The organism is Gilliamella sp. B14384G12, assembly GCF_016101825.1.
GTDB lineage: Bacteria > Pseudomonadota > Gammaproteobacteria > Enterobacterales > Orbaceae > Gilliamella > Gilliamella apicola_N.
This window is the reverse complement of record NZ_JACFPU010000001.1, coordinates 127015-151317: the sequence shown is the minus strand read 5'-3', so window position 1 is coordinate 151317 and position 24303 is coordinate 127015. Positions and strand designations below refer to the sequence as shown.

The window sequence follows — 24303 nt, the reverse complement described above, 5'->3', positions numbered from 1 at the left end:
TTAGTTTAAGCAATTATCACAAAAGTGACTGTTTTTTGTTATTAATTGTATCGTTAATAACAAAATAGTCCTTGTTTTTCTTAAAAATGATGAAAGGAATATTATGAAGCGTCGAATTTTTTTATTAAATCTTACTGCAGCTATAAGTGGTTTAGCCGTTACCAAAGCCTTTGCCAAAATGGATCACTCTGCGATGAGTGATACCATGTGTGAAACAAATTCTGATGAATGCCAAAAGGGGGATAGAATGCACCACGAACATATGAATATGAGTCATAACAAGAAGCCACAAAAACTTTTACCTACTTCAGCATTACCACAAGGTCAAGATTTACCAGAGTTAGTTCGTTTAAAAAATACAAGTGACCAGCCAGGAACATTCGAAGCAAATCTGGAAGCAAAACCTGTTAAAATAAAATTAACACCACAATTAACAACAGAATTTTGGGCATATAATGGCACTATTCCGGGCCCTGCAATTGAAGCTTTCGAAGGCGATAAAGTTAAAATAACCGTCAAAAACAGTATACCGCAAGCCACAACGGTACATTGGCATGGTTTACTCATTCCATCCAATCAAGATGGTAATCCACAAGACGAAATCCCTGCTGGCAGTAGCCGAACTTATGAATTTACTATTCCAGAAGGCAATGCAGGTACATATTGGTACCATCCACATGGGCATGAAACCGTTTCCGAACAGATTGCACGAGGATTAGCCGGAATGTTTATTGTACGCAGTAAAAAAGATCCACTTGCCTCTTTTCCTGAACAAAACTGGTTCTTTTCTGATTTAAAATTAACCGATAAAGGTGAAATTGCCGATAATTCAATGGTTGATTGGATGAATGGACGTGAAGGTCAATTTGTATTAATTAATGGTGCTTATCGTCCTAAAATTACCGTAAAAAGTGCAACTAGAGTGCGTATTTGGAATGCGTGTTCTGGGCGTTATCTTAATTTATCAATTCCTGGCTGTGATATTTACTTAGTTGGCACAGATGGAGGATTGATGCCTAAACCGGTTCAACTAAATTCACCGCTATTATTATCACCAGCTGAACGTGCTGAATTGGTTATTGTACCTAAACAATCGGGTACAGTATATTTACAATCAATTGGATACCATCGTGGAAAAATGGGCAATGTACCCCCAGAGCAAGATATCATACTTGGTGAATTAGCTTTGACAGAATCCTCCCCTATAACCTTACCGTCAACGTTACGAGAATTGCCAAAATTAGGGCAAGCAACTGCCCATAAGACACTTGAATATACCGAAGTTATGGATGTAAAAGAGCCTCGAGGAGGTATGCTATTTTTAATTAACGGCAAACGCCATGATATGCAACGAATTGATTTAGAGAGTAAAATTCATGAAGTTGAAGAATGGACAATTTTTAATAACTCTCACATGGATCATAACTTTCATATACATGGAGCACAGTTTACCGTCGTTTCACATGAATTAAATGGTAAAAAGAATCCACCTAAATATGCAGCATTAAAAGATACCATTAATCTGCGCCCACATGAAAAAATCACCATAAAAATTCAACAAAATATGCCAGGATTACGCATGTATCATTGCCACATAGTTGAACATGAAACACTGGGTATGATGGGTCAATTAATGGTGAAATAATTTAATCAACTTTCCCCCCTCTTTTTTTAACCATTATTTATTAAAATTAGAGGTGGGATATTTTGTTGATAAAGAAAAACAATAAACAAAGTTTAAGGTTTAGAATATTGAGTAATCTCTTTTTAATCTATTTTAATTAATAGCTATTAAGGTCTAGTTTATCTCCATTTGAGTTTCGATCAATTTAAATCCACTTATCATAAGTTTTTTGATGGGTGGATTTTATACTATTCCTCATTAAATATTACTTTATTTATATAAATTATCTCTTATTTATAATCGGGCTTATTAACTTTATTTGCTGATCATTTCATTGCCTACAATAATCGCTTAACTTGTTGTAATAATTGTTTTTGATTTTGACAAAAAATGCTAATATACTGCCGAAATGATCATAATTAATTATTGGCAAAAAATCAGCAAACGCTTGATTATTAACACGGCTTTATCGCACTTATTATTAGGTGTGATTGCTGCTGGGTTTGGATTGTATCAAGAAAACGCTTTACCTGCGCAATCATCAGCGTCCCAAGTTGGTATTATTACCATTACCCGAATTGTACAAGATCATCAAGCTCCGATAACAACAACATCACAAACATTAGTCTTAGCGCAAAAAAGGCAATATTATAGGTTAATTACACCATTAAATTACCGTGATGTTAGTCCAAATCCAATTATTCGATTATCACCTAATAATGGCATAAGGGCTGGACCTAACACTACTGCTTAATGAGCTTACCACTTAATTAAATTAAATTTTTATAAAGGCATAAGCCTTACTATTTCTATTAAAAAGAACAAGAGAAAAATCATGTTATTAAAACTATTAACCAAAGTATTTGGTAGTCGAAATGAACGCGTATTAAAAATGATGCGTAAACGCGTTGAAAGAATTAATGCACTTGAACCGCAAATTGAAGCCTTAAGCGATGAACAGTTAAAAGCTAAAACTACAGAATTTAAACAAAAAATCGCTGAAGGCGCTAAGTTAGATGATATTTTAGAAGAAGCCTTTGCTGTTGTACGTGAGGCAAGTAAACGTGTGTTTGGTATGCGCCATTTTGACGTACAACTTATTGGTGGTATGGTATTAAATGAACGTTGCATTGCTGAAATGCGTACAGGTGAAGGTAAAACTTTAACCGCAACCTTACCTGCTTATTTAAATGCGTTAACAGGTAAAGGCGTACATGTTGTGACAGTAAATGATTACTTAGCACAGCGCGATGCTGAAAATAATCGTCCATTATTCGAATTTTTAGGATTATCTGTTGGTATCAATCTACCTAATATGCCACCGCATATGAAACGTGAAGCTTACAATGCCGATATTACATATGGAACCAATAATGAATATGGCTTTGACTACTTACGCGATAATATGGTATTTACTAAAGATTCTCGTGTACAACGCCCTCTGCATTATGCTTTAGTCGATGAAGTTGACTCAATTCTAATTGATGAGGCAAGAACACCTCTTATCATTTCGGGACAAGCTGAAGATAGTTCTGACCGATATGTTAGTGTTAATAAAATCATTCCATATCTAATTCAACAAGAAAAAGAAGACTCCGATCAATTTCAGGGTGATGGTGACTTTTCTATCGATGAAAAAACACGTCAAGCCAATTTGACTGAACGTGGATTAGTGAAAGTTGAAGAATTACTTATTAAAAATGGAATTATGAAAGGTGATGAATCACTTTATGCGCCAAGTAATATTGTGTTAATGCATCATGTCAATGCAGCATTACGTGCTCATCACCTATTCCATAAAGATGTGGATTACATTGTCAGAGATAACGAAATTGTTATTGTTGATGAGCATACTGGCCGTACAATGGATGGACGACGTTGGTCTGATGGTTTGCATCAAGCCGTTGAAGCTAAAGAGCATGTTAAAATCCAAAATGAAAACCAAACATTAGCATCAATTACTTTCCAAAACTATTTCCGTTTGTACGAAAAATTAGCAGGCATGACAGGGACTGCTGACACTGAAGCATTTGAATTCAATCAGATTTATTGTTTAGATACTATTGTTATCCCAACCAATCGTCCAATGATACGTAAAGATCAACCTGATCTTGTTTATATGACAGAAAAAGAGAAGATCAATGCGATTGTGACTGATGTACAAGCTTGTGTTGAACGTGGACAACCCGTTTTAGTTGGTACAGCCTCAATTGAAAAATCTGAATTAGTGTCATCCGCATTTAAGAAAGCCGGTATCAAGCATAACGTACTTAATGCGAAATTCCATGCTCAAGAAGCGGAAATAATCGCTCAAGCAGGTAGTAAAGGTGCAGTAACCATTGCTACAAACATGGCTGGTCGTGGTACCGATATTATGCTTGGTGGTAACTGGCAAAGCGATATAGCAAAACTTGAAGCTCCTACTGCTGAAGATATCGAAAAAGCCAAACAAGCATGGCAAGCAAAACACGAAGAAGTGATTGCACTTGGAGGACTTTATATTTTAGGTACCGAACGTCATGAATCACGTCGAATAGATAACCAACTTCGTGGACGTGCCGGTCGTCAAGGTGATCCAGGGGCATCACGCTTTTACCTATCACTGGAAGATCCATTAATGCGAATTTTTGCTTCCGATCGTGTGGGTAACATGATGCGTAAATTAGGTATGAAAGAAGGTGAAGCCATTGAGCATCCTTGGGTAACTAAAGCCATTGCTAATGCTCAAAAGAAAGTTGAAAGTCGAAACTTTGATATTCGTAAGCAGTTACTTGAATACGATGATGTTGCAAACGATCAACGTAAAGCAATTTATCGTCAACGTAATGAATTACTTGATAACTCCGATATTAAAGAAACGATTGATTCAATCCGTAGTGATGTCTTTAATGCATTAATTGATCAATATATTCCACCACAATCTATTGAAGAAATGTGGGATGTTGCAGGCCTTGAAACAGCACTTAAAAGCGATTTTGATTTAGATTTACCTATTGCTAAATGGTTAGATGAAGAACAAAATCTTCATGAAGAAACATTACGTGAACGTATTTTACAAATAGCTCAAGATACCTATATCGCAAAAGAAAATACTGCTGGTTCTGAAGCATTTAGACAGTTTGAAAAAAGCGTTATGTTACAAACACTTGATGCTTTATGGAAAGAGCATCTAGCAGCGATGGATTATTTGCGTCAAGGTATTCATTTACGTGGCTATGCACAAAAAGATCCAAAACAGGAATATAAACGTGAATCATTTAATATGTTTGCTAGCATGCTAGAAGCATTAAAATATGATGTAATAGGGATATTAAGTCGCGTTCAGATTCGTTCTCAAGAAGAAGTTGATGAAGCCGAACGTCAACGTCTAGCCGAAATGGAAAAATTAATGGCAAAACAACAAGCCAACCATGAAGAGGTAACAAATATGGGCAGTGAAAGTAAAGAACAATCAGCAGGAACTTCATCACAACCAATAGTAAGAAACCAAGCAAAAGTGGGACGTAATGACCCATGTCCTTGTGGTTCAGGTAAAAAATATAAACATTGCCATGGTGCTGTTCACTAAGGCAAAAATTTAGTATCATCAAGCAATATTGATATTAAATAACCGACTAAACTCGGTACTAAACTTACTAGGGAAAGTACCAACTTTCCCTGATTTTAATAACAAATAGACAGGATTATGAAAAAACATACTGAAATTGCTGTAGGTATTATTCGTTCACAAGATTGTCAAATCTTTATAACTCAACGCGGTGAAGACTCACATCTTGCTGGTTTTTGGGAATTTCCAGGTGGAAAGATTGAAGTAGGTGAAACCCCATTTCAAACCTTGCAACGTGAAATAGCGGAAGAAGTTGATATCCAAATTCATCAAGCCCAATTTTTAAATATTTTTAAACATAGTTATGATGATCGTGACATCACCATTCATGCTTATCTTGTTGAAGAATGGGACGGTGTGCCATTTGCTAAAGAAGGCCAACCTAGCCGTTGGGTTGCGCAAGAAGATCTTAATGCTGACGAATTTCCTGATGCCAATAGACCGATTATCGAAATGCTTAAAAATTTAGATAAACAGATTTAATTCATTTGTCTGGTCGCTTTAGATAGCTTTAAAATATTTTAAAGCTAGAGTACTTTTGTTTTTTTGTCACATTAAAGTGAAACGCTAAATTATTAATTCCCTCTAATTTACTTATCAACTCTTGCCAAATGGTGTCATAAACGTTACCTATTTCTTAATATTCATTTAAATTATAATTTTTATACTGAAACGTATGCATTACCTGAAACTTTTTGACAAAACTTACGCTAAATTAGTTAGTTTTAATTATCATAAGTTTAATTGTTTGTTTGACTGGTTAAAAAAGGTATAATTTCTGCCTATTTTTTAACATTGCATTCAAAAAAAATGAATATTTTTTGTAAAAGGAATTAAGGTTTAACTATATGAAAGAATATAAAGTAATAATTTATCAAGAAAGTGCATTATCCTCATTACTTTTAGGTACCGCTAACGCTGATCCTTTAAAGTTTTCTACTTTTTTAAATAGATATGCGGCTCAAGGTTGGCGAGTGGTTACGATGGAAAAAGATATACGTCGTTTATATCTATTTTGGCGCAGAGAAGCTTACTTAGTTATACTGGAGCGAGAACACGACAATATTAAACCAAACTTTTTCTAACCCAATAATTAAAAAAGGAATCAATATTTCTATTAACTTTATTGATTCCTAATAATAAATAGATCGAGTCAAAATTAACCTAAAAAACTAAATAAGAAAAATTTTTGTCAAAAAGTTTCAGGTAATGCATACGTTTCAGTATAAAACCTATTTTTTGCATTGTAATTTTTGCTCAGCCAAAGCTAAAAATACAATACCAATAATAATACATAATCCACCCAACAAACGAGTTAATGTTATTTGTTCATTAAACACGATCACTGAAACTAGCATAACGGTCACTACTTGTAGATGTGAAGCAGCAAACGCTGGTCCTACAGGCGCTTTTTTTAATAAAACCATCCAAGTCATAAATGCGCCTGTATAGCCTAAAATGACCAAATAAGCCCAACCATGACTAAAAATACGGATTAACCAATCGAAACTAATTTCGAATGGTAAAGCTGATAATGCGGTTAATTTGAAAGTAGTTTGACCAAATGTATCAAAAAATAACAATAAGATAAAACCGATGATATAAAATTTTTTCATTAGGTAAGTCCTACTAATATCACGCCGAAAGTAATAAAAAATATACCAATAAGACGAAATGCTGTTAGATGTTCTTTGAATAAAATTCGTCCAGCAACCATAACTGTGATGATATTAAACGATCCCAATAGAATACCTTGCGATAATGGAACTTCACTTAAAAAAGCCAGCCAAAAAATAAAGCCAACAAAATAGGTACTAAACCCCAACCAAAGCCAAAAATTACCAAACAATTTTTGCCAATAGTGTAAACCTTGTTGATGTTTTGAAGTTATTGCAGCATATTTAAATGCAATTTGTCCGACAGTATCACAAAATAGATTTACTAACCAAAGAGTAATAATTAAGGCTGACATGGCTGACAAATTCCATGTATTTCAAGCACACTGTGTTTTATTAAGAAGTCACTTTGTCGCGCTAATTGCTTAAGTTGTGTTTCGATATCTTGAGAATGTTTTTCAATGATCTGTTGACACTTGTCACAAATAAACAGTATTGAAATATGCTCTGGATCATGAAAATGTGGGCAAATAATAAAACTATTCGACGATTCAACTTTATGGATAAAACCTTGTTCAAGCAAAAATTCTAACGCACGATAAATTGTTGGCGGCTTTGCTTGTGGTTCACTGATTTTAAGCAAATCTAAAAGATCATATGCACTCATTGCTTTATTTGCTTTCAGCATAATATCTAACACTGTTCGACGCTGTGTTGTCAATTTAATACCACGCTTCTTGCATAAAGTTTCAATTTTTTCAATTAGCAGATTATGCATTCTGTTTCCTTTGCCTCAATAAATTATTTTTTGCTGCTCTTCTTCGTCTTATTTCTTTAGGATCATTAATTAATGGACGATAGATTTCAATACGATCGCCATTTTTCACTAAATCATTAAGATCACAACGTTTACCATAAATACCAATCAAGTGTTCATCTAATTTTATCTGACAGATCGATAAGATATTGGATTTTGTGATTGCTTGCAAGACATCCGTTTGCTCATCAACATCACAATTAATTATTGTTGGATTATTAGGTAGCGCATAAACAATTTGAATACTGTTCATCTTAATAAATCTGCCTTGCTCTTTGTGAAAATGCATTAACCATATTCGCCATCACCTCTTTAAATACTGGAGTGAAAGCAATATCAAGTAACTTATTTTTGAATTCAAAATTCAACTCAAAACTAATTTTACTTTTATTTTCTCCTAATGGAGTAAACTGCCATTTTCCCGATAGGTATTTAAACGGACCGTCTAACAAACTCATTTCTATTGAATGAGGCTGATTAATTTTGTTTAGTGTTGTAAAAGATTTCTTAAAACCTAATTTTTCAACTTCAATAAATGCCGCCATTAAATTATCTTGTTTTCTAATAATGCCAGTTGCGATACAATCAGGTACAAATTCTGGATAGAGAGTAATATCATTGACCAAAGCAAACATTTGCTCAATTGAATAAGGCTCGATAACCTCGTGAAAAACATGTGCCATAATAATAAAATAAAAGTTAAAATTAGTGGCATATAGTATCACGTAACTTTATAATATCGCACATTATGACTAAGAAAAAATTACACAAGCCGGGTTCGGCAACTATAGCATTAAATAAACGCGCACGCCATGAGTACTTTATTGAACAGGAAATTGAGGCCGGATTATCCCTGCAAGGCTGGGAAGTAAAATCATTACGTGCAGGTAAAGCCAATATAAGTGATAGTTATGTATTACTCAAAGATGGTGAAGCATGGTTATTTGGTGCAACAATTACACCGTTGAATGTTGCGTCAACACATGTGGTGTGTGAACCTATGCGCAATCGAAAATTATTATTAAATGAACGTGAGCTTAACTCATTATTTGGTCAAATCAATCGTCAAGGTTATACCGTTGTTGCCCTTTCTTTATATTGGAAAAATGCTTGGGCAAAAGTAAAAATTGGTGTTGCTAAAGGTAAAAAAGAGTACGATAAACGCACCGATATCAAAGAGCGTCAATGGCAAGTTGATAAAGCCCGTATTATGAAAAACGCTAATCGTTAATCATTGTGTAATTCATCACTCAATGATCAATTTAATGATGGCGTATTATTTGTGGTTTGATAAAAATTTCATGGTTTTTTAACTCTTTAAAGTTAAGTAAATCATCGATCACATCAACACAAACATGCGCCATACTTTGAAAATCCTGCGCAATGGCATCAATTGGATAATAAGAGTAATCTAGATAGATGTTGTAGTCATAAGAACATATGCAAATTTCTTTCGGATCTAACTTTATTTCCACTAAATAACTAAGCACTTCTTGTAACAGATTCCCTGACGGTGTAAAAATCGCTTTTGGTAAACGCCCTAGTTCGTTATGCAGATTTTTAAGCAAATCGTATCCTTTATTTGGACAGTAGTCATCACTCACTAACCATTCTGGATTAACGGCTAAACCAGCATTCTTAAGTCCTTGTTTAAATCCTTTAAGCCTTGCATCAATCGATGTCAGTTGCGTGTCACAACCAATAAAATAAAATTCATCTAATTGTTTGGCATAAGGTTGTATTAATTCAGCAACCGAATCCAATGATTCACTTGTGATAAAAGGTAAGGAGGTATCTTTAAGATAGCGGTCAAAAAATAGTACCGGGGTATGTTGGTTAATACTTACATAAAAATCATCACAGTCTAAAGATGTCACCACAATCATCGCATCTACTTTACGCTCAACTAAATTTTGAGCGACGTTAACTTCGACGTCTTTATTATAATGACTACAAGTAATTAATAATTGAATGTTTTTTTGCCTAAATGATGCCTCTAAATGATGCAAAAACATTGAAAAAAAAGAATTCGACATATCAGGAACAATAACACCTACCGTATTGGTACTATTGGCTTTTATCAAATATTGGCGAATATGCGATTGATCACTGTATTGTTGAGCAATGGCTAATACCCGTTGCCGTGTCTGTGGTGAAATACGATATTTTTTATCTCGTTTATTAAAGATATGACTGACGGTCGTTGCCGACACGCCAGCCAAACGAGCAATATCATTGATTTTTAATTTATTACTCGCCATTTACTGCTCTCTTAATTATCGTGGTGTACGTTGTTGTTTATTCGGGAATACCGGATTATGGTTTTCCGATGGGCTCTGATACCAATAAGCAACACTGGCAATATCATCGCAACGTTCATATAATCTTATATCATCATTACCAATTTGTTGAAAAGCAAGTTTGATATTTTTATGGAACGCAATTGGATCTGGTAAATGCCAACGATATAAGCCATGCATTGGTAAGCTATCATCACCAAAACCGTGTACTGGGTTAGAATCTCCAGTTTGGAAAAAGTCACGCGTTGCATCACGATTGGTTTGATATGGATATCCCATAAACAATGTTTGGAAACATTTCGCTTTTGGCCGACCTTGACTATCGCGGTTATGAAATGCCCATGCGCCACCAAAATAGTCTTCTGAGCCAGTTGAATGCTGAGTTGGATAATCGCTATCGCCATCTAGATAGAATTTAAACTCACCTTCACCCCACCAATAACGCTCAAGGGCGGTCAATGCTAAGTAAGTACCAACATAATAGCCATGACCTTCAACATTGTCTAATATCACATAGTCTTGTGCATAATTAGTGACGCGCTGTCTACGCCATTGTGCATGGAAATAAAGCGGTGCTTCAAACGGTTTTGGCATGATTGCATAATTAATAGTAAAGAAGAAATGCTGTAAATCAGCTTCATGCTCATTTTGAATTTCAATGCGCGCTTTTTTATTAAATGGCATTCTAAAATAGCTATTAAAGCCACCTGTTGGATTAACAACAATTGGCACTGAATTAATATCACACCTTGCTCCAAAACCATTACAGAAAAAATCACCAATTGGGCTTTCAACAGAAGGAACTTTTTCATCATCCCAATAAATACGAATCACTACATCACGAAGTACAAAACTACCGCGATGCGTTCTGTCGGTTAAGGTAAACCACATATGACGAATTTCAGCTGGACCTGTGATCTCAGCAATTGTTACCGTTTCACCTGCTGGAATCGAAATACAACCTTGTCCTTTACGGCTTGGACCTAATGCACTGCCTTTCATACAAGATTTACCTTTTTCACCAGTCATATTTTCTGGCGAAATGGTTCGAGTTTGTTCAAAGTGAAATTGTGTTACAGAATTATATATGTTCATTGTGAATCCTTACTAACGTTATTAAATTCTATTAATGAAAAATTGAAAACAGTTTTAATTTATTTAACTTCTGGCTTATCTTCGATATTGACACTTTTTCTATCACGACTTAAGAAGAAGATGGCAAAAATCATAAAGCCTAATACAACTAAACCAAGATTATTAAATGTTGTTGCTGCACCTGCTTTATCATAAAAATCACCAACTAAAGTTGAAAATAAAATGACCCCTACTGAACCTGCAACCTGATAGCCAATTAAAAAAACAGTCGCAGATAATCGAGCATTAAAGTTATTATCAATATATTTGAACACTGAAACCAAAATGGTTGAAATTTCTAAGCAGTGCATAAGTTTAATCACTGAGATAATTGCAATGCTGCTTACATGACCCGTTAAGAAGATACGAGAAGCCGAAACAAATGCGGCAAAAATCAATGCATTTTTTGCACCGACACGATTCACCACAAATGGTACACAAAACATAACTGCGGCTTCTAAAAAGACTTGAAATGAATTTAAAACACCATACAAACGATATCCATCATTGACATCTTCAAACTGTTGTGTGAAATAAACAGGGAATAACTGTTGATCATAAATATTATAAAGGCTGTAAGTTCCGAGTACATAGATAACAAATATCCAGAATTTTTTAAGGGTAAAAACAGAGAGGATCTCATTAAAACTGAGTTTATCCTTTTTCTGGAACACTGCTTCGGTTGATTTACTTAAATCAGGCTTGAAGTTGAGGTTAAGAATCATGAAACAAACACCAACACCCGATGCTGCCCAAAAATTTAGGTGAGGATTAATACTAATCAAAATACCCGCAATAAAGGTACCGACAGCATAAGCAATACATCCCCATGTTCGACACTGACCAAACTCAAAACCAAACGCCCGGCTGATTTTTTCGCAGTAGGAATCAATTAGCCCCATGCCAGCAATCCAACCAAATCCTAAAAAGAAACTACCGAAAATCACACCAAGATAAAAATTATGGCGCAATAATGGTTCATACACATAAATTAATGCTGGAGCAGCGCAAGTAATAATAATACTTTGAAACCAAACAAGGTGTTTTTTTAGCACTAATTTATCTTGATAAATACCATACAGAATCATAATGATTAACGAAATAAAGTAGTTAAACGAATAAATAATGCCGGTCTGTTTTGCGCTTAAGCCTATCTCCTTACTTAGCCATATAGCATAAAAGGAAAAAACGAAACTTCCCGCTGCGTAATACATAATGCTATAAAACGAGGCAAACCAATAAGTTGGTTTTTTATAAAATGCACTAGTCATAATTTATCCTATAAAGAGTTAAGTACGCATTTGAGTATGAATAGCTAAAAATTTAGCTTTAACGGCTTTATTAGATAAATGTGATCAACTTCAAAGTTATTTTACTAAAGTAATGTAAATAAGAATTATAAGTGGCCTTGTTATTGAAGCTCTGCTGAGTTTATTGTTGACCAATTAGGCAATATGAAAACACTTACAGACTCTGTAGTTTGGTGATCATTAGCAGCAAAATTAGCCATACTGTTATCTATTGGTTCCCATTTGCCATTTCAATAAAGAAGATTTGTTGCATACCTATGCGCAACAGGATTTATCAACACTTAAGTCAATTTCAATCATTCAAATGACAATGCGGTATAAATTTGTAATGAATATTGGATGGATTTTAATGTGCTTATCATTGGATGGAATAAAACAGCTAAATTGCCATAATGGATTATGGATGTAATTATTACCACTGATAAATGGTAAATAATTATTTTATTGCATTATGCGCTATCTATTTTACAAGGAGTATTATTGATTAACGTTTTTTAATTATAAAAAATAACCGCTACAAAAGCGGTTATTTACCAAGAATCAACTTTCTTTCAAATAGAATTTGGAAGATCATCTATAATGTGCTCAAACTTTCAATTTAATTAATTTGCCATCCTGCTTCACAAATGACTGATTGACGTAAACATCACTACTATTTTTAACACAAAGCGGCTCACTTACAACATTATCGATAATAACGTTATTAAATAAAATACTCTGTGCATTTTCGATAAAAAATCCTTTACCAGCCTCAGGTTTAACATCCTTAAACATATCAACTTCACCTGCTTCAGCATTGATTTGCATTGATACTCGAATATTATCAAACGAAATATTGGCAATTGGCGATTCAGGAATGCCATATAAAAAACCAGCATAGGCACGCACATTTTTGGCGATAATGTTTGAAAAACTAATATTATGGCAAGCTGGGGTTGCTTCATTTATTGGCAGAGGATCTTTATTCCAAACAATTGGATCGTTACCTTTTGGTCCGCAGTAATAGTAATAATTCATTACAAAGGCTGATAGTACTTCATCCATAACAATATTACTAAAAGTAATATCTGAAATGGTACCACCACGACCTCGACGTGTTTTGAATCTCACACCACGATCCGTTTTTTGAAATACACAGTTAGTAATAGTGACATTACGAATACTACCACTCATCTCACTACCCAATACTACCGCACCATGACCATGAATCATGTTACAGTTAGTAATTAAAATATTTTCGCAAGGGCTTTTATCTGCTGTCTCCTCAGTACCCGCTTTAATTGCGATACAATCATCACCCACATCAATATAGCAATTTGAAATTCTGACATTACGGCAAGATTCAGGATTAATACCATCGGTATTAGGTGAATCCGCAGGATTTAAAATCGATATATTATCAATTACTACATTATTTGACTCCATTGGATGGACCGTCCAACTTGGAGACTGGGTTAAAAAGACTTTTTCAATAGTTATACGTTGGCAAAAATCAAAACCAATCAAGTAAGGTCTTGGATACTTTAGGGTATCACGATTATGACGGAAAGTATGCCACCATTTAGCACCATTGCCATCAATTTTACCGCCACCGGTGATAATGACATTTTCAAGATCTTGACCGTAAATACAAGGCATATAGACATCTTGTTTTACCCCCTCCCAACGTGAATGCACGATTGGGTAATCTTGTTCATTATCTGAAAATAATAAAGTCGCATTCTGTTCAATAACTAAAGTTAAATTACTGCAAAGCTTGATTGCGCCTGTTAAATAAGTTCCCACTGGAACGATAAGCGTTCCACCACCTTGTTGTTCAATATGTTGTATTGCATTGGCAAAAGCAACTGTATTAAGTGTTTTGCCATTACCTATTGCACCAAAATCTTCAACAGATACCATTGTCATTGTTGCTTCCTTTTGCATTTTAACGCGAACTGTCGCCCATTATAGATTACAGTTCTCATTGTTATTTGGATAAGTAGGCTGGTTAATTTTAGCCTTGAGTGGATAGTTTTAAAGAGTTACACCACTTTTTAATATCGCTAGATTTCTGAAATTATTTATCTCATTGCGTGTTTGCTGACCATTAGCAACCAGTACGATATAGTCAATAAATTCAATTAATAACTGTTGCATAGAGGTTCCTTCGATGAGTTTGCCCGCATTAAAGTCAATCCAATTCCCTTTTTTGTCTGCTAATTGTGTATTAGTAGCAATTTTTACCGTTGGTACGATTCCACCATAAGGAGTTCCGCGACCTGTAGTAAATAGCACCATATGACATCCCGCTGCTGATAAAGCTCCTGTAGCCACGGCATCATTACCAGGCGCACTGAGTAAATTGAGTCCATGCTTTGTTAGTCTTTCACCATATTTCAAGACATCAATCACTTCACTTCCGCCTGCTTTTTGCGTACAACCAAGGGATTTTTCTTCTAAGGTTGTTATTCCACCCGCTTTGTTACCTGGAGACGGATTTTCATAAATAGGCTGATTGTTTGAGATGAAATACTGTTTAAAATCGTTGATCATAAGCACGGTTTTATCGAAAGTAGGCTCGTCAACGCAGTGAGACATCAAAATATTTTCTGCACCGAACATTTCAGGTACTTCGGTAAGAACACTGGTTCCTCCATGGGCAATGACATAATCCGAAAACAACCCTAGCATCGGATTAGCAGTGATTCCGGAAAAACCATCTGATCCACCACACTCTAAACCAAATTTTAATTCGCTTAACCGCCCTACTTCGCGTTTGTCTTGCTTCATAATGGCATAAAGTTCTCTTAGCAGCGTCAATGCACAAGCAACTTCATCGGCTTCTTGTTGAGCAATCAGGAATCTAACACGCGACTCATCATAATCACCAAGATCGGCTTTAAATTCTGAGATTTGATTATTTTCACATCCAAGTCCAATAACTAATACAGCCCCCGCATTAGGGTGTTTAACAAGATCTTGTAATATTATTTTGGTGTTTTTATGATCTTGTCCAAGTTGTGAACAACCATAAGGATGTTCAAGTACGGTAATACCATCAATTTCTAATTGATTATTGAGTTCATCACAAAACTGTTTAACAATTTGCTGCGCAATACCATTAATACACGTTACCGTTGGTATAATCCAAAGTTCATTACGGATACCAACTTCACCGTTTTTTCGGCGATAAATGTTGACTGGTTTATCAGCTATTTCATGCAGCGACTGATTTTTGGATAAATTAGGTTGATATTTATAATCATTGATATCATTTAGATTGGTTTTTAAATTGTGTGAATGAATATGCTCACCTGTTTTAATTAAACAAGTGGCATGTCCTATTGGTAAGCCATATTTAATAATATTTTCATTAGGCTCAATATCTTTAAGGGCAAATTTATGCCCTTGTTTGATCGCTTGTGGTAAATCGATGGCGTTTCCATCGATTATAATATTATCTTCATGTGCTTCTATATCAGATAATGCCACAGCAACATTATCTTCATTGTTAATTTTTATAAATTTTACCATTGCACCACTCATTTTATTTGCTACCAGTAACACATTTTTCAATTGCACTACGCATACCTTCTTGAGTAATGACAGTTAAATATTGTGTTAATGTTTGTGCTAATTGCGGAGTATTTAGCAAATCGCAATCCCAATGAGCACTATCACTAAGTACTGTTTCCACTAATTGGGCAAGTGTTTCATTACCACTACTGACATTGGCCCAGCCAGTACTAAAGCGTTCTAACCAAATTGCATCATCTTGTAATGGATAATTTTGGTTATTTCTTACACCTCGATAAAAAGCAATTAAAGCAGCGAAAGAGAAGACTAAATGCTTAGGTAACACACTTTTTGCTTTTTGATAAGCAAGCAGTTGCGGAAGTATACGTGTTTTAAATTTAGTCATACTATTTAGAGCAATTGACATTAATTGGTGCTCAATAAATGGATTTTTAAAACGATTGATAACTGACTGCGCAAAATCAACTAATTCTTGATGTGGCAAATCTAAAACTGGAATAATTTCATCAAAAATTGTCTCTTTAATATATTCTAAAATTTGCGAATCATTCATTGATTCACCAACCGTATCAATTCCTGCTAGATAAGCCACTGGAACCAATGCTGTATGCGCACCATTTAAAATTGCAACTTTACGCTCTTTATAGGGTTTAATATCATCAACAATTTTGATATTAATGTTGCATTTATCCAAACGCAATTTTTGCGCTAGCCATTGTGGGCCTTGGATAACAAAAAGATAGAAATATTCTGCTGAATCAATAAAGTTATCTTTATAACCTAATTCGGATTCTAATTCAGAAATTTGAGCTTTAGGATAACCTGGGACAATCCTATCAACCAATGTTGAGCAAAATACATTATCGTTTTCTAACCAAGCAATAAATTTGTCTGACAAATTCCACTGGTTAGCATATTTTAAGACCAATTTTTTCAGTGCATCGCCATTATAATCAATTAACTCACATGGAATAATGATTAAACCACTCTCTTTGCTACCAGAAAAATGGTTAAATCTTTCATATAAGAAAGCCGTTAATTTAGCTGGATAGCTTGTAGCAGGTTGGTCTGTAAGTTTATCGCTTTCAACATAGCTGATACCAGCTTCAGTGGTGTTAGAAAAAATAAATTGAATATTAGGATCTTTGGCTAATGCAAGGTACTGGTCATACTGTGTATAGACATTTATCTCACTATTAACGGAACGAATCATCCTAAATTCTTTTACTGTTTCATTGCGTTCATTTAATCCACGAATTAATGTGGTATATAAACCATCTTGAGTATTTAATGATGGTGGAAAGTCTGTATTAAGTGGACGAATAATTGCTACACCCGCATCAAGATCGGTTTTTTCATTTAAGATATCCAATTGCCAATCTAAAAATGCACGTAAAAAATTACCTTCGCCAAATTGTACAACACGCGTGGTATATTTAGCGCCGGGAAAATCAATTCTGTTCAATGTTTTCATTACTATTACTCTAATATATTAATTTAATTCGATACCAAAATAGTTTTTCGCATTATCAAAACTAATATTTTTGATCATTTGACCTAGTAACTCGATATCACGAGGTGCTTCACCATCTTCTACCCAGCGACCAATCATACGACATAAAATGCGTCTAAAATATTCATGACGAGTATAAGAAAGGAAACTGCGGCTATCGGTTAACATTCCAACAAAACGACTTAATAAACCAAGCTGAGCCAGTTGGGTCATTTGACGAATCATGCCGTCTTTTTGATCGTTAAACCACCAGCCTGAACCAAATTGCATTTTGCCTTGTATTCCTTCTCCCTGGAAATTACCTATCATCGTACCCAAAATCTCATTATCAGATGGATTTAAGCAATAGAGAATTGTTTTAGGTAGAGCATTTTGTTTAGCTTGTGCGTCTAATAGTCGAGATAATGGTTGAGCAATAGGTGAGTCATTAATAGAATCAAAACCAACATCAGGCCCCATTAGATTAAACATTCTTGAATTGTTATTACGTAAAGCGCCAATATGATATTGCTGAACCCATCCACGTTTGTTGTATTCGCTGCCTAAATAAATGATAACCGCAGTCTTGAATTGAGCGACTTCTTTCGAAGTTAGATTTGCTCCAGTTAGTCGTTTAGTTAAAATTGCATCTAATTCTTTTTCTGTCGCTTCTTCATAAACGACCGTATCTAAGGCATGATCAGAAACTTTACAACCATGTGCAGCAAAATGATCCATACGTTTTGCTAACGCCTGACAAAGTTGGTGGAAACTTGAGATATTAATATCCGAAACAGTTGATAATTTTTCGATATAGGCTACAAAAAATTCAGAATCTATATTAAACGCTTTATCTGGTCGCCAACTTGGTAAAACTTTAATATCAAATGAACTATCTTGAGCAATGGTTTTATGGTGAACTAAATCATCAATTGGATCATCAGTTGTGCCAACCATTTTTACATTCATTTTTTTCATAATGCTACGAGCAGTAAATTCTTTAGTTTCAAGCATTGCATTACATTTGTTCCAAATGGTTTCAGCGGTGGCTGGTGATAGTAAAATATCATCGATGCCAAATGGTCTACGTAATTCTAAATGCGTCCAATGATAAAGTGGATTACCGATTGTATGAGGCACCGTTTCGGCCCAAGCTTTGAATTTTTCAAAATCATTTACCTCGCTGCCAGTACAAAACTTCTCCGGCACACCATTAGTACGCATGGCTCGCCATTTGTAGTGATCGCCTTTTAACCAGATGTCGTACAAATTTTTAAATTGATAATCTTGTGCAATTTGTTCTGGTGGTAAGTGGCAGTGATAATCAAAAATCGGCTGTTGTGCCGCATAATTATGATAAAGTTGACGAGAAAATTCAGTATCAAGTAAAAAGTCTTCAGTTAAAAAACGCATATTATTCTCCATAAACCGTGTTTATCTATTCAATTGCACATGCCAATAACATGCGCAACTCGATTAATTTATTGTTGCTCAGTTGTTGATGGTGCTTTTAAAATTGTCCATACCGCTAACGCAGCTAAAAGGTCAAGACAACTTAAAATGACAAATAATGGGCTAAAACCAACTGATTCCGCAAGCGCTCCCACAATTAAAGCAAAGATAGTACTAGCAAGCCATGCTGCCATACCTGTAAAACCATTAGCAGTTGCAACTTCATTTCGACCAAATACATCGGATGATAATGTAATTAATGCACCAGATAATGCTTGGTGAGCAAATCCACCAATACAAAATAAGAAGATAGCAACATAAGGATTTGCAAACAGTCCAATTAACCCAGGTGCAATCATTAATACGCCACCAACAGTAACAACTAATTTGCGCGAGTTAATCAAACTGACGTTAAAATATTTTTGGAAAAATGGCGCCATATAGCCACCGAGTATACAACCAAAATCAGCAAACAACATTGGCATCCAAGCAAAAATCGCAATCTGTTTTAAGTCAAAACCATAAACCGTAGACATAAATAATGGGATCCATGCGTTAAAGGTTCCCCATGCAGGTTCAGCTAAAAACCTTGGGATGGCAATACCCCAAAAGCGACGAGTACTTACGATTTTATACGCAGGTAATTTAGTAGTGTTTGATGTTTGGTGACTAACTTCTTGCCCTGATAAAATGTATTTTCTTTCTTCTTCTGATAATCGTTTTTGGTTAGTTGGATGACGATAAAGAGCAAACCAAAATAACCCCCAAATAAAGCTAAGTAAACCACAAATAACAAACGCTAATTGCCAACTGTGTAACCATATTGCTCCGGCAACTAATGGCGGTGCGATCATTGCTCCAACGGATGATCCTAAATTAAACCAACCAACAGCGATTGATCTTTCTTTTGCCGGAAACCATTCACTTGTTGCTTTTAAACCAGCAGGTATCATAGCCGCTTCGGCAGCTCCAACAGCGCCACGCGTAAACGCAAGACCCACCCAACTGCCAGAAAATGCGGTACTGATACAGAAAACTGACCATAATAAAGCAAATACCGCATAACCTACGCGTGTGCCAAGTAAGTCAAGAACATACCCCGCTACAGGTTGCATTACGGTATAACAGGCTGAATAAGCTGCAACAACATATGAATATTGTTGAGTTGTCATACCCATGACTTCATTAAGCACTGGGGCAGCAACTGCAATTGAATTTCGAGTTAAATAACCAAGAATTGTGCCAATAGTCACTAACGCTATCATATACCAGCGAAGATTTTTTATTGTTTTGTACATTTTATGCTCCATACACATTATGAATTTTGGCGCATATTAACATGTCAGTCAACTTAAAAAGTTGACATACATCACAGAACATAGCAAATAACCACAATAAAAATCCGGTTGTTCATTTGTCCGTCTTATTGAAAAATTATCTGACAAGATTATAAAATTTTAATTCAAGCTTGTTTAACTCTAAGCAATTAGATGTTATTTTAAGTACCAAACTTGAATTATGGAACTACTCAAAAATTATTATGACCCAAGAACAGAATGAACATCAGCGTCTTTATCAAGTTATCGCTACAGAATTAAAAAACCGAATTATCAATGGCGTTTATCCTGTAGGCAGCAAATTACCGTCAGAAAGACTTATTTGTGAAGAATTAAAAGTCAGTCGTTCGGTGGTAAGAGAAGCGATTATAATGTTAGAAGTTGAAGGTTTTGTTGATGCTAGAAAAGGGTCTGGTATACATGTTATTGCCAATAAACAGCAAACTATAAATATGATTGCTGACTCACACGGACTCAATTTTGCTACAACAGGACCATTTGAGTTATTACAAGCTCGTCAATTAATCGAAAGTAATATTGCTGAGTTTGCTGCAACTCAGATCACAAAAGATGATATTGTTAACCTATTAGAAATTCAGCACAATGCAAAAAAAGAAGATCACTATCGGGACTCTGATTGGGATCTAAAATTTCACACACAAATTGCCATGATTACGCGTAATACGGCTTTAATAACCATTGTTGAAGAAACATGGCGACAGCGAACCCTAAATCCTTTATGGAAAAAACTCCATGAACATGTACAGCAACAAAATATCGAAAGCTGGTGGGAAGAACATGATAAAATTCTTGAAGCATTAATCAATCGCGATCCTAAAGCAGCCAAATTAGCGATGTGGCAACATTTAGAAAATACGAAAAAAATGTTATTTGATGCAGCGAGTGAAGATTTTGAAACTAAACGCGATCACTATCTGTTTTCAGATAATCCAGTTGTTAGTATTAATGAAAATGAATTTGAATAATTATTGTACTTATTTATACCTTGTTAAATTATAGGTTTTATCAACTGACCTTATATTTTATATGACAGGCGAATAATAGGATCAGGTACTCTGATTAATTTAAACATTACAAATAAATACCAAAAAAACCTTTTTTATATTTGATAATCGAAATTGGTCAAACCAATACGACATTAAGATACTTCAAAAATGTTCCGATAAAATAATGAAGAAAGTTATTTTATCGGTCGTTTTGGCGACTGCAAATCAATACTATTTTTTAACCCTAAATTATTCAATATTGATGCTAAATAAGCTGATAGTGTTTTGAAAATTAATAATATTTTTCAGAAAGATATATAAAGATTCTATTGAAAAATTGAATAGGCATAACTGAGTTCAGATAAAAGACATTCACTAACATTTTACATAGTAATAATCTTTTATCTGATATCATTATTAAAGATCTATAACATTTATGATATTTATGACTAACTTTATTAATAACGGTTAAACATAATAAAATTAACTAGAAGTATGGATGATAAATATCCATACACTCTAATTATCTCTATATAGAACTAACGTTGATCATCAATCGCTATACCTGCTGGTGGCGTAAATTTAAATTTGCCTAAGTCAACTTTGCCAAGTTTTTGGTTAGATAATTCATAGTAGCTACGTTGTCCATCTTCTTCAATAATGGAAAAGTTAGAAATCATGCCAGTTGGTAATACCGAAATAACAAAATCCTGATTGGATCCATCTGTTGGTTTTAATGTAAATGAATCTTGTTTACGAGTCACATTATAAACATTCCAAATGGCATTGTGACTATCAGTTATCAGTAGCATTAATCGATTATCAACTGCTTTTTTTAAATCCATGACACTTACTTGATCAACCGCCGGCGTATATACCCACATATCTGTTCCATCAGATATAATTGAAGTTTCATCAGGTTCATTCATTGTCCAATTAAAATAATAAGGTCTTGTAACCCAAAGTTCTCCTCTCCCCTCTTGTACCAATTGGTTATCAGCTGTTTTCACTTCTTGAGAAAAATGTGCATAAAATCCATCAATTTTATTAAGGCGTTGTTGTAACAACTCTTTATCGCCGGCCCATACTGATACGCTAATCAACAATCCCATTAATAATAAAAACTTTTTCATAACTCATCCTTATGTACTTTATTTGGCAATATTCAAATCAACTTTGATAATTGAATTTGCTTAAAATATTACTGTTTTTTGGTTAGGGGGAAAAGATATTTTCTTTTCTTTTTCACTAATTTCATCTAACAAGTATATAATACCCATAACTTTCTAAAACTGGACTCAATGTGTTATGCCTAGTATGTCTTTTGAATTTACGACAGAAGAATTTAAGCCCTTAGCGGCAAGAATGCGTCCTCGTACGTTATCAGAATATATTGGTCAAACACAGCTTTTAGGTGCAAACAAACCACTATCCAAAGCAATTGCAGCGGGTAATTTACATTCGATGATTTTATGGGGACCGCCTGGTACAGGTAAAACGACTCTCGCTGAAATCATTGCCCATCATGCTAACGCAAAAGTCGAAAGAGTTTCAGCAGTAACGTCAGGGATCAAAGATATTCGCGAAGCTATTGAAAGAGCAAAAATCAATCAGCAAGCGGGGATTCGTACTATTTTATTTGTTGATGAAGTTCACCGTTTTAATAAAAGTCAACAAGATGCATTTTTACCCTATGTTGAAAATGGTACTGTAACATTTATAGGTGCTACCACTGAAAATCCTTCATTTGAATTAAATTCTGCATTATTATCGCGTGCTCGTGTGTATCTGCTCAAATCATTAACCACAAATGACATTGAGTTAATTTTACAACAAGCAATGGACGATCCACAGCGCGGATATGGTAAGTATAACATTGAGCTACCCGATGAAACCAAAAAACAGATTGCTGAATTTGTGGGTGGAGATGCTCGACGCGCCCTAAATACCCTTGAACTTTTAGTAGATATGTCTGACGGACAACCCCTTACACCTACATTACTTAAAGAAGTGATAGGCGAACGTAGTGCTCGATTTGATAATCAAGGTGATCGTTATTATGATTTAATTTCTGCTGTTCACAAATCTATTCGAGGTTCAGCTCCTGATGCGGCACTTTACTGGTATGCGAGAATCATTTCAGCAGGTGGTGATCCACTTTATGTTGCCCGTCGATTATTAGCCATAGCGTCCGAAGACGTGGGTAATGCCGATCCAAGGGCAATGCAAGTTGCACTCGCTGCATGGGATTGCTTTACACGGGTTGGTCCGGCTGAAGGTGAACGTGCTATCGCCCAAGCAATTGTCTATCTTGCTTGTGCACCAAAAAGTAATGCCGTGTATTTAGCTTTTAAACAAGCTATGCTTGATGCACAATCGAAGCCTGATTATGATGTTCCAGAACATTTACGTAATGCACCAACAAATTTAATGAAAAAGTTAGGGTACGGGGCTCAGTATCGTTATGCTCATGATGAACCTAACGCCTTTGCAGCAGGAGAAAATTATTTTCCACCTGAACTAGCCGATAGCAAATATTATTATCCAACTACGCGGGGAGCAGAAAAAAATTATAGTGACAAACTTGCTTGGTTAGAATCGCAAAATCAATCCAGCCCAATTCAACGTTACAAATCCTCAAAAGATTAAAATATTTGAAAAATGGTCATCTCATGACAAAGTGATTACTTTCTATTTAACGAAATTAAACATGTATTTCTTTTAGTGGATGGACAATTCTCAAAAGTTACACAAAGCTTAGTGACGCTTAACTTAATATATTGATAATTTCTTCGTAAATATTAATTGCCAAAAACTATTGTTATGTTCCGATATTATCACAATCAATTTAGAAAAAGGTTACAAAGATCATTAATTCATGGCCTAAGATACGTTAATTTTACTAGTCCATATTTAAAATTGTATGCGACTCAATATATTTAATAATGCGTATCATTTACATTAAGAGATATTATTATTGTATATACAATAAATTATAATATTTTAAATAAACAAAAATTGACAAAAATATTGTTTATTTAAAAATTTTTATGAGATACGATCCCCATAATTGTACATATGATGCTCA

The 24303-nt window shown here is 34.8% G+C and carries 22 protein-coding genes; 8 read left to right on the top strand and 14 right to left on the bottom strand.

The annotated features are described in order from the left end of the window. Positions 1-103 precede the first annotated feature (103 nt). The 5 genes from H3S73_RS00625 to H3S73_RS00605 all read left to right on the top strand — a co-directional run bounded on the left by H3S73_RS00625 (position 104) and on the right by H3S73_RS00605 (position 6316). On the top strand, positions 104-1645 hold the full coding sequence (locus H3S73_RS00625) for a multicopper oxidase family protein (protein ID WP_198235874.1): 1542 nt from the start codon (positions 104-106) through the stop codon (positions 1643-1645). 388 nt (positions 1646-2033) lie between these two features. Then, the gene (locus H3S73_RS00620) at positions 2034-2378 is read left to right on the top strand and encodes a hypothetical protein (protein WP_065738541.1); all 345 of its coding nucleotides are present in this window, start codon (positions 2034-2036) and stop codon (positions 2376-2378) included. An 81-nt stretch (positions 2379-2459) separates the two neighbouring features. After that, positions 2460-5192: a preprotein translocase subunit SecA gene (gene secA, locus H3S73_RS00615; protein WP_198235875.1), complete on the top strand. Its 2733-nt coding sequence runs from the start codon at positions 2460-2462 to the stop codon at positions 5190-5192. 117 nt (positions 5193-5309) lie between these two features. Further along, positions 5310-5714 (top strand): 8-oxo-dGTP diphosphatase MutT, encoded by a 405-nt coding sequence (mutT, locus tag H3S73_RS00610; protein WP_065738539.1) that lies wholly within the window; start codon positions 5310-5312, stop codon positions 5712-5714. A 365-nt stretch (positions 5715-6079) separates the two neighbouring features. After that, entirely contained in the window at positions 6080-6316 is a 237-nt protein-coding gene (locus H3S73_RS00605) for a DUF4177 domain-containing protein (protein WP_065738538.1), read from the top strand. Positions 6317-6463: 147 nt separating this feature from the next. Here the strand turns inward: H3S73_RS00605 and H3S73_RS00600 are convergent, their stop codons facing one another. From H3S73_RS00600 to H3S73_RS00580, 5 genes are read right to left on the bottom strand one after another with little or no spacing between them, the layout of a single operon-like run. After that, positions 6464-6847, bottom strand: coding sequence for a multidrug efflux SMR transporter (locus H3S73_RS00600; RefSeq protein WP_039128142.1), 384 nt, complete (start codon positions 6845-6847; stop codon positions 6464-6466). Further along, positions 6847-7203: an EamA family transporter gene (locus H3S73_RS00595; protein ID WP_039128145.1), complete on the bottom strand. Its 357-nt coding sequence runs from the start codon at positions 7201-7203 to the stop codon at positions 6847-6849. The genes H3S73_RS00600 and H3S73_RS00595 overlap by 1 nt, the downstream gene beginning before the upstream one ends. After that, a complete protein-coding gene (gene zur / locus H3S73_RS00590) occupies positions 7191-7625 on the bottom strand; it encodes a zinc uptake transcriptional repressor Zur (RefSeq protein WP_065738535.1) in 435 nt (144 codons plus the stop codon). Before zur ends, H3S73_RS00595 begins: the two co-directional genes overlap by 13 nt. Continuing rightward, positions 7618-7917, bottom strand: coding sequence for an RnfH family protein (locus H3S73_RS00585; RefSeq protein WP_198235876.1), 300 nt, complete (start codon positions 7915-7917; stop codon positions 7618-7620). Before H3S73_RS00585 ends, zur begins: the two co-directional genes overlap by 8 nt. A 1-nt stretch (position 7918) precedes the next feature. Continuing rightward, positions 7919-8347: a type II toxin-antitoxin system RatA family toxin gene (locus H3S73_RS00580; protein ID WP_198226769.1), complete on the bottom strand. Its 429-nt coding sequence runs from the start codon at positions 8345-8347 to the stop codon at positions 7919-7921. A 65-nt stretch (positions 8348-8412) separates the two neighbouring features. Here H3S73_RS00580 and smpB point away from each other — a divergent pair, with 65 nt between their 5' ends. Then, positions 8413-8895 carry an SsrA-binding protein SmpB gene (smpB, locus tag H3S73_RS00575; RefSeq protein WP_065738534.1) on the top strand — a complete coding sequence of 161 codons (483 nt, stop codon included), beginning with the start codon at positions 8413-8415 and terminating at the stop codon, positions 8893-8895. Between the two features lie 31 nt (positions 8896-8926). On the opposite strand, the gene H3S73_RS00570 is transcribed toward smpB, so the two are convergent. The 8 genes from H3S73_RS00570 to H3S73_RS00535 all read right to left on the bottom strand — a co-directional run bounded on the left by H3S73_RS00570 (position 8927) and on the right by H3S73_RS00535 (position 20169). Next, entirely contained in the window at positions 8927-9925 is a 999-nt protein-coding gene (locus tag H3S73_RS00570; RefSeq protein WP_198235877.1) for a substrate-binding domain-containing protein, read from the bottom strand. Between the two features lie 15 nt (positions 9926-9940). Further along, a complete protein-coding gene (locus H3S73_RS00565; RefSeq protein ID WP_025316327.1) occupies positions 9941-11059 on the bottom strand; it encodes a glycoside hydrolase family 172 protein in 1119 nt (372 codons plus the stop codon). Between the two features lie 59 nt (positions 11060-11118). Continuing rightward, a complete protein-coding gene (locus tag H3S73_RS00560) occupies positions 11119-12369 on the bottom strand; it encodes an oligosaccharide MFS transporter (RefSeq protein WP_065738532.1) in 1251 nt (416 codons plus the stop codon). Between the two features lie 624 nt (positions 12370-12993). Next, positions 12994-14310 carry a glycoside hydrolase family 28 protein gene (locus tag H3S73_RS00555; protein WP_370528781.1) on the bottom strand — a complete coding sequence of 439 codons (1317 nt, stop codon included), beginning with the start codon at positions 14308-14310 and terminating at the stop codon, positions 12994-12996. Positions 14311-14424: 114 nt separating this feature from the next. Continuing rightward, entirely contained in the window at positions 14425-15924 is a 1500-nt protein-coding gene (locus tag H3S73_RS00550) for an altronate dehydratase family protein (RefSeq protein ID WP_198235932.1), read from the bottom strand. 13 nt (positions 15925-15937) lie between these two features. Then, a complete protein-coding gene (locus tag H3S73_RS00545) occupies positions 15938-17401 on the bottom strand; it encodes a tagaturonate reductase (RefSeq protein ID WP_198235878.1) in 1464 nt (487 codons plus the stop codon). Positions 17402-17419: 18 nt separating this feature from the next. Further along, positions 17420-18832 (bottom strand): glucuronate isomerase, encoded by a 1413-nt coding sequence (gene uxaC / locus H3S73_RS00540; protein WP_198235879.1) that lies wholly within the window; start codon positions 18830-18832, stop codon positions 17420-17422. A 68-nt stretch (positions 18833-18900) separates the two neighbouring features. Continuing rightward, on the bottom strand, positions 18901-20169 hold the full coding sequence (locus tag H3S73_RS00535; protein ID WP_065738528.1) for an MFS transporter: 1269 nt from the start codon (positions 20167-20169) through the stop codon (positions 18901-18903). A gap of 242 nt (positions 20170-20411) precedes the next feature. Between H3S73_RS00535 and exuR the strand changes: the two genes are divergently transcribed. After that, a complete protein-coding gene (gene exuR, locus H3S73_RS00530) occupies positions 20412-21194 on the top strand; it encodes a transcriptional regulator ExuR (protein ID WP_198235880.1) in 783 nt (260 codons plus the stop codon). 560 nt (positions 21195-21754) lie between these two features. Here exuR and lolA read toward each other — a convergent pair. Continuing rightward, positions 21755-22348, bottom strand: coding sequence for an outer membrane lipoprotein chaperone LolA (gene lolA / locus H3S73_RS00525; RefSeq protein WP_198235881.1), 594 nt, complete (start codon positions 22346-22348; stop codon positions 21755-21757). A gap of 175 nt (positions 22349-22523) precedes the next feature. Between lolA and H3S73_RS00520 the strand changes: the two genes are divergently transcribed. Continuing rightward, complete coding sequence (locus tag H3S73_RS00520) at positions 22524-23864, top strand: replication-associated recombination protein A (protein ID WP_198235882.1); 1341 nt, start codon at positions 22524-22526, stop codon at positions 23862-23864. The last annotated feature ends 439 nt before the right edge of the window (positions 23865-24303 follow it).

Bases quoted from the DNA above. Each gene is read 5' to 3' on its own strand.
- H3S73_RS00625 (WP_198235874.1), top strand. From the start codon at position 104: ATGAAGCGTCGAATTTTTTTATTAAATCTTACTGCAGCTATAAGTGGT.
- H3S73_RS00620 (WP_065738541.1), top strand. From the start codon at position 2,034: ATGATCATAATTAATTATTGGCAAAAAATCAGCAAACGCTTGATTATT.
- secA (WP_198235875.1), top strand. From the start codon at position 2,460: ATGTTATTAAAACTATTAACCAAAGTATTTGGTAGTCGAAATGAACGC.
- mutT (WP_065738539.1), top strand. From the start codon at position 5,310: ATGAAAAAACATACTGAAATTGCTGTAGGTATTATTCGTTCACAAGAT.
- H3S73_RS00605 (WP_065738538.1), top strand. From the start codon at position 6,080: ATGAAAGAATATAAAGTAATAATTTATCAAGAAAGTGCATTATCCTCA.
- H3S73_RS00600 (WP_039128142.1), bottom strand. From the start codon at position 6,847: ATGAAAAAATTTTATATCATCGGTTTTATCTTATTGTTATTTTTTGAT.
- H3S73_RS00595 (WP_039128145.1), bottom strand. From the start codon at position 7,203: ATGTCAGCCTTAATTATTACTCTTTGGTTAGTAAATCTATTTTGTGAT.
- zur (WP_065738535.1), bottom strand. From the start codon at position 7,625: ATGCATAATCTGCTAATTGAAAAAATTGAAACTTTATGCAAGAAGCGT.
- H3S73_RS00585 (WP_198235876.1), bottom strand. From the start codon at position 7,917: ATGAACAGTATTCAAATTGTTTATGCGCTACCTAATAATCCAACAATA.
- H3S73_RS00580 (WP_198226769.1), bottom strand. From the start codon at position 8,347: ATGGCACATGTTTTTCACGAGGTTATCGAGCCTTATTCAATTGAGCAA.
- smpB (WP_065738534.1), top strand. From the start codon at position 8,413: ATGACTAAGAAAAAATTACACAAGCCGGGTTCGGCAACTATAGCATTA.
- H3S73_RS00570 (WP_198235877.1), bottom strand. From the start codon at position 9,925: ATGGCGAGTAATAAATTAAAAATCAATGATATTGCTCGTTTGGCTGGC.
- H3S73_RS00565 (WP_025316327.1), bottom strand. From the start codon at position 11,059: ATGAACATATATAATTCTGTAACACAATTTCACTTTGAACAAACTCGA.
- H3S73_RS00560 (WP_065738532.1), bottom strand. From the start codon at position 12,369: ATGACTAGTGCATTTTATAAAAAACCAACTTATTGGTTTGCCTCGTTT.
- H3S73_RS00555 (WP_370528781.1), bottom strand. From the start codon at position 14,310: ATGGTATCTGTTGAAGATTTTGGTGCAATAGGTAATGGCAAAACACTT.
- H3S73_RS00550 (WP_198235932.1), bottom strand. From the start codon at position 15,924: ATGGTAAAATTTATAAAAATTAACAATGAAGATAATGTTGCTGTGGCA.
- H3S73_RS00545 (WP_198235878.1), bottom strand. From the start codon at position 17,401: ATGAAAACATTGAACAGAATTGATTTTCCCGGCGCTAAATATACCACG.
- uxaC (WP_198235879.1), bottom strand. From the start codon at position 18,832: ATGCGTTTTTTAACTGAAGACTTTTTACTTGATACTGAATTTTCTCGT.
- H3S73_RS00535 (WP_065738528.1), bottom strand. From the start codon at position 20,169: ATGTACAAAACAATAAAAAATCTTCGCTGGTATATGATAGCGTTAGTG.
- exuR (WP_198235880.1), top strand. From the start codon at position 20,412: ATGACCCAAGAACAGAATGAACATCAGCGTCTTTATCAAGTTATCGCT.
- lolA (WP_198235881.1), bottom strand. From the start codon at position 22,348: ATGAAAAAGTTTTTATTATTAATGGGATTGTTGATTAGCGTATCAGTA.
- H3S73_RS00520 (WP_198235882.1), top strand. From the start codon at position 22,524: ATGCCTAGTATGTCTTTTGAATTTACGACAGAAGAATTTAAGCCCTTA.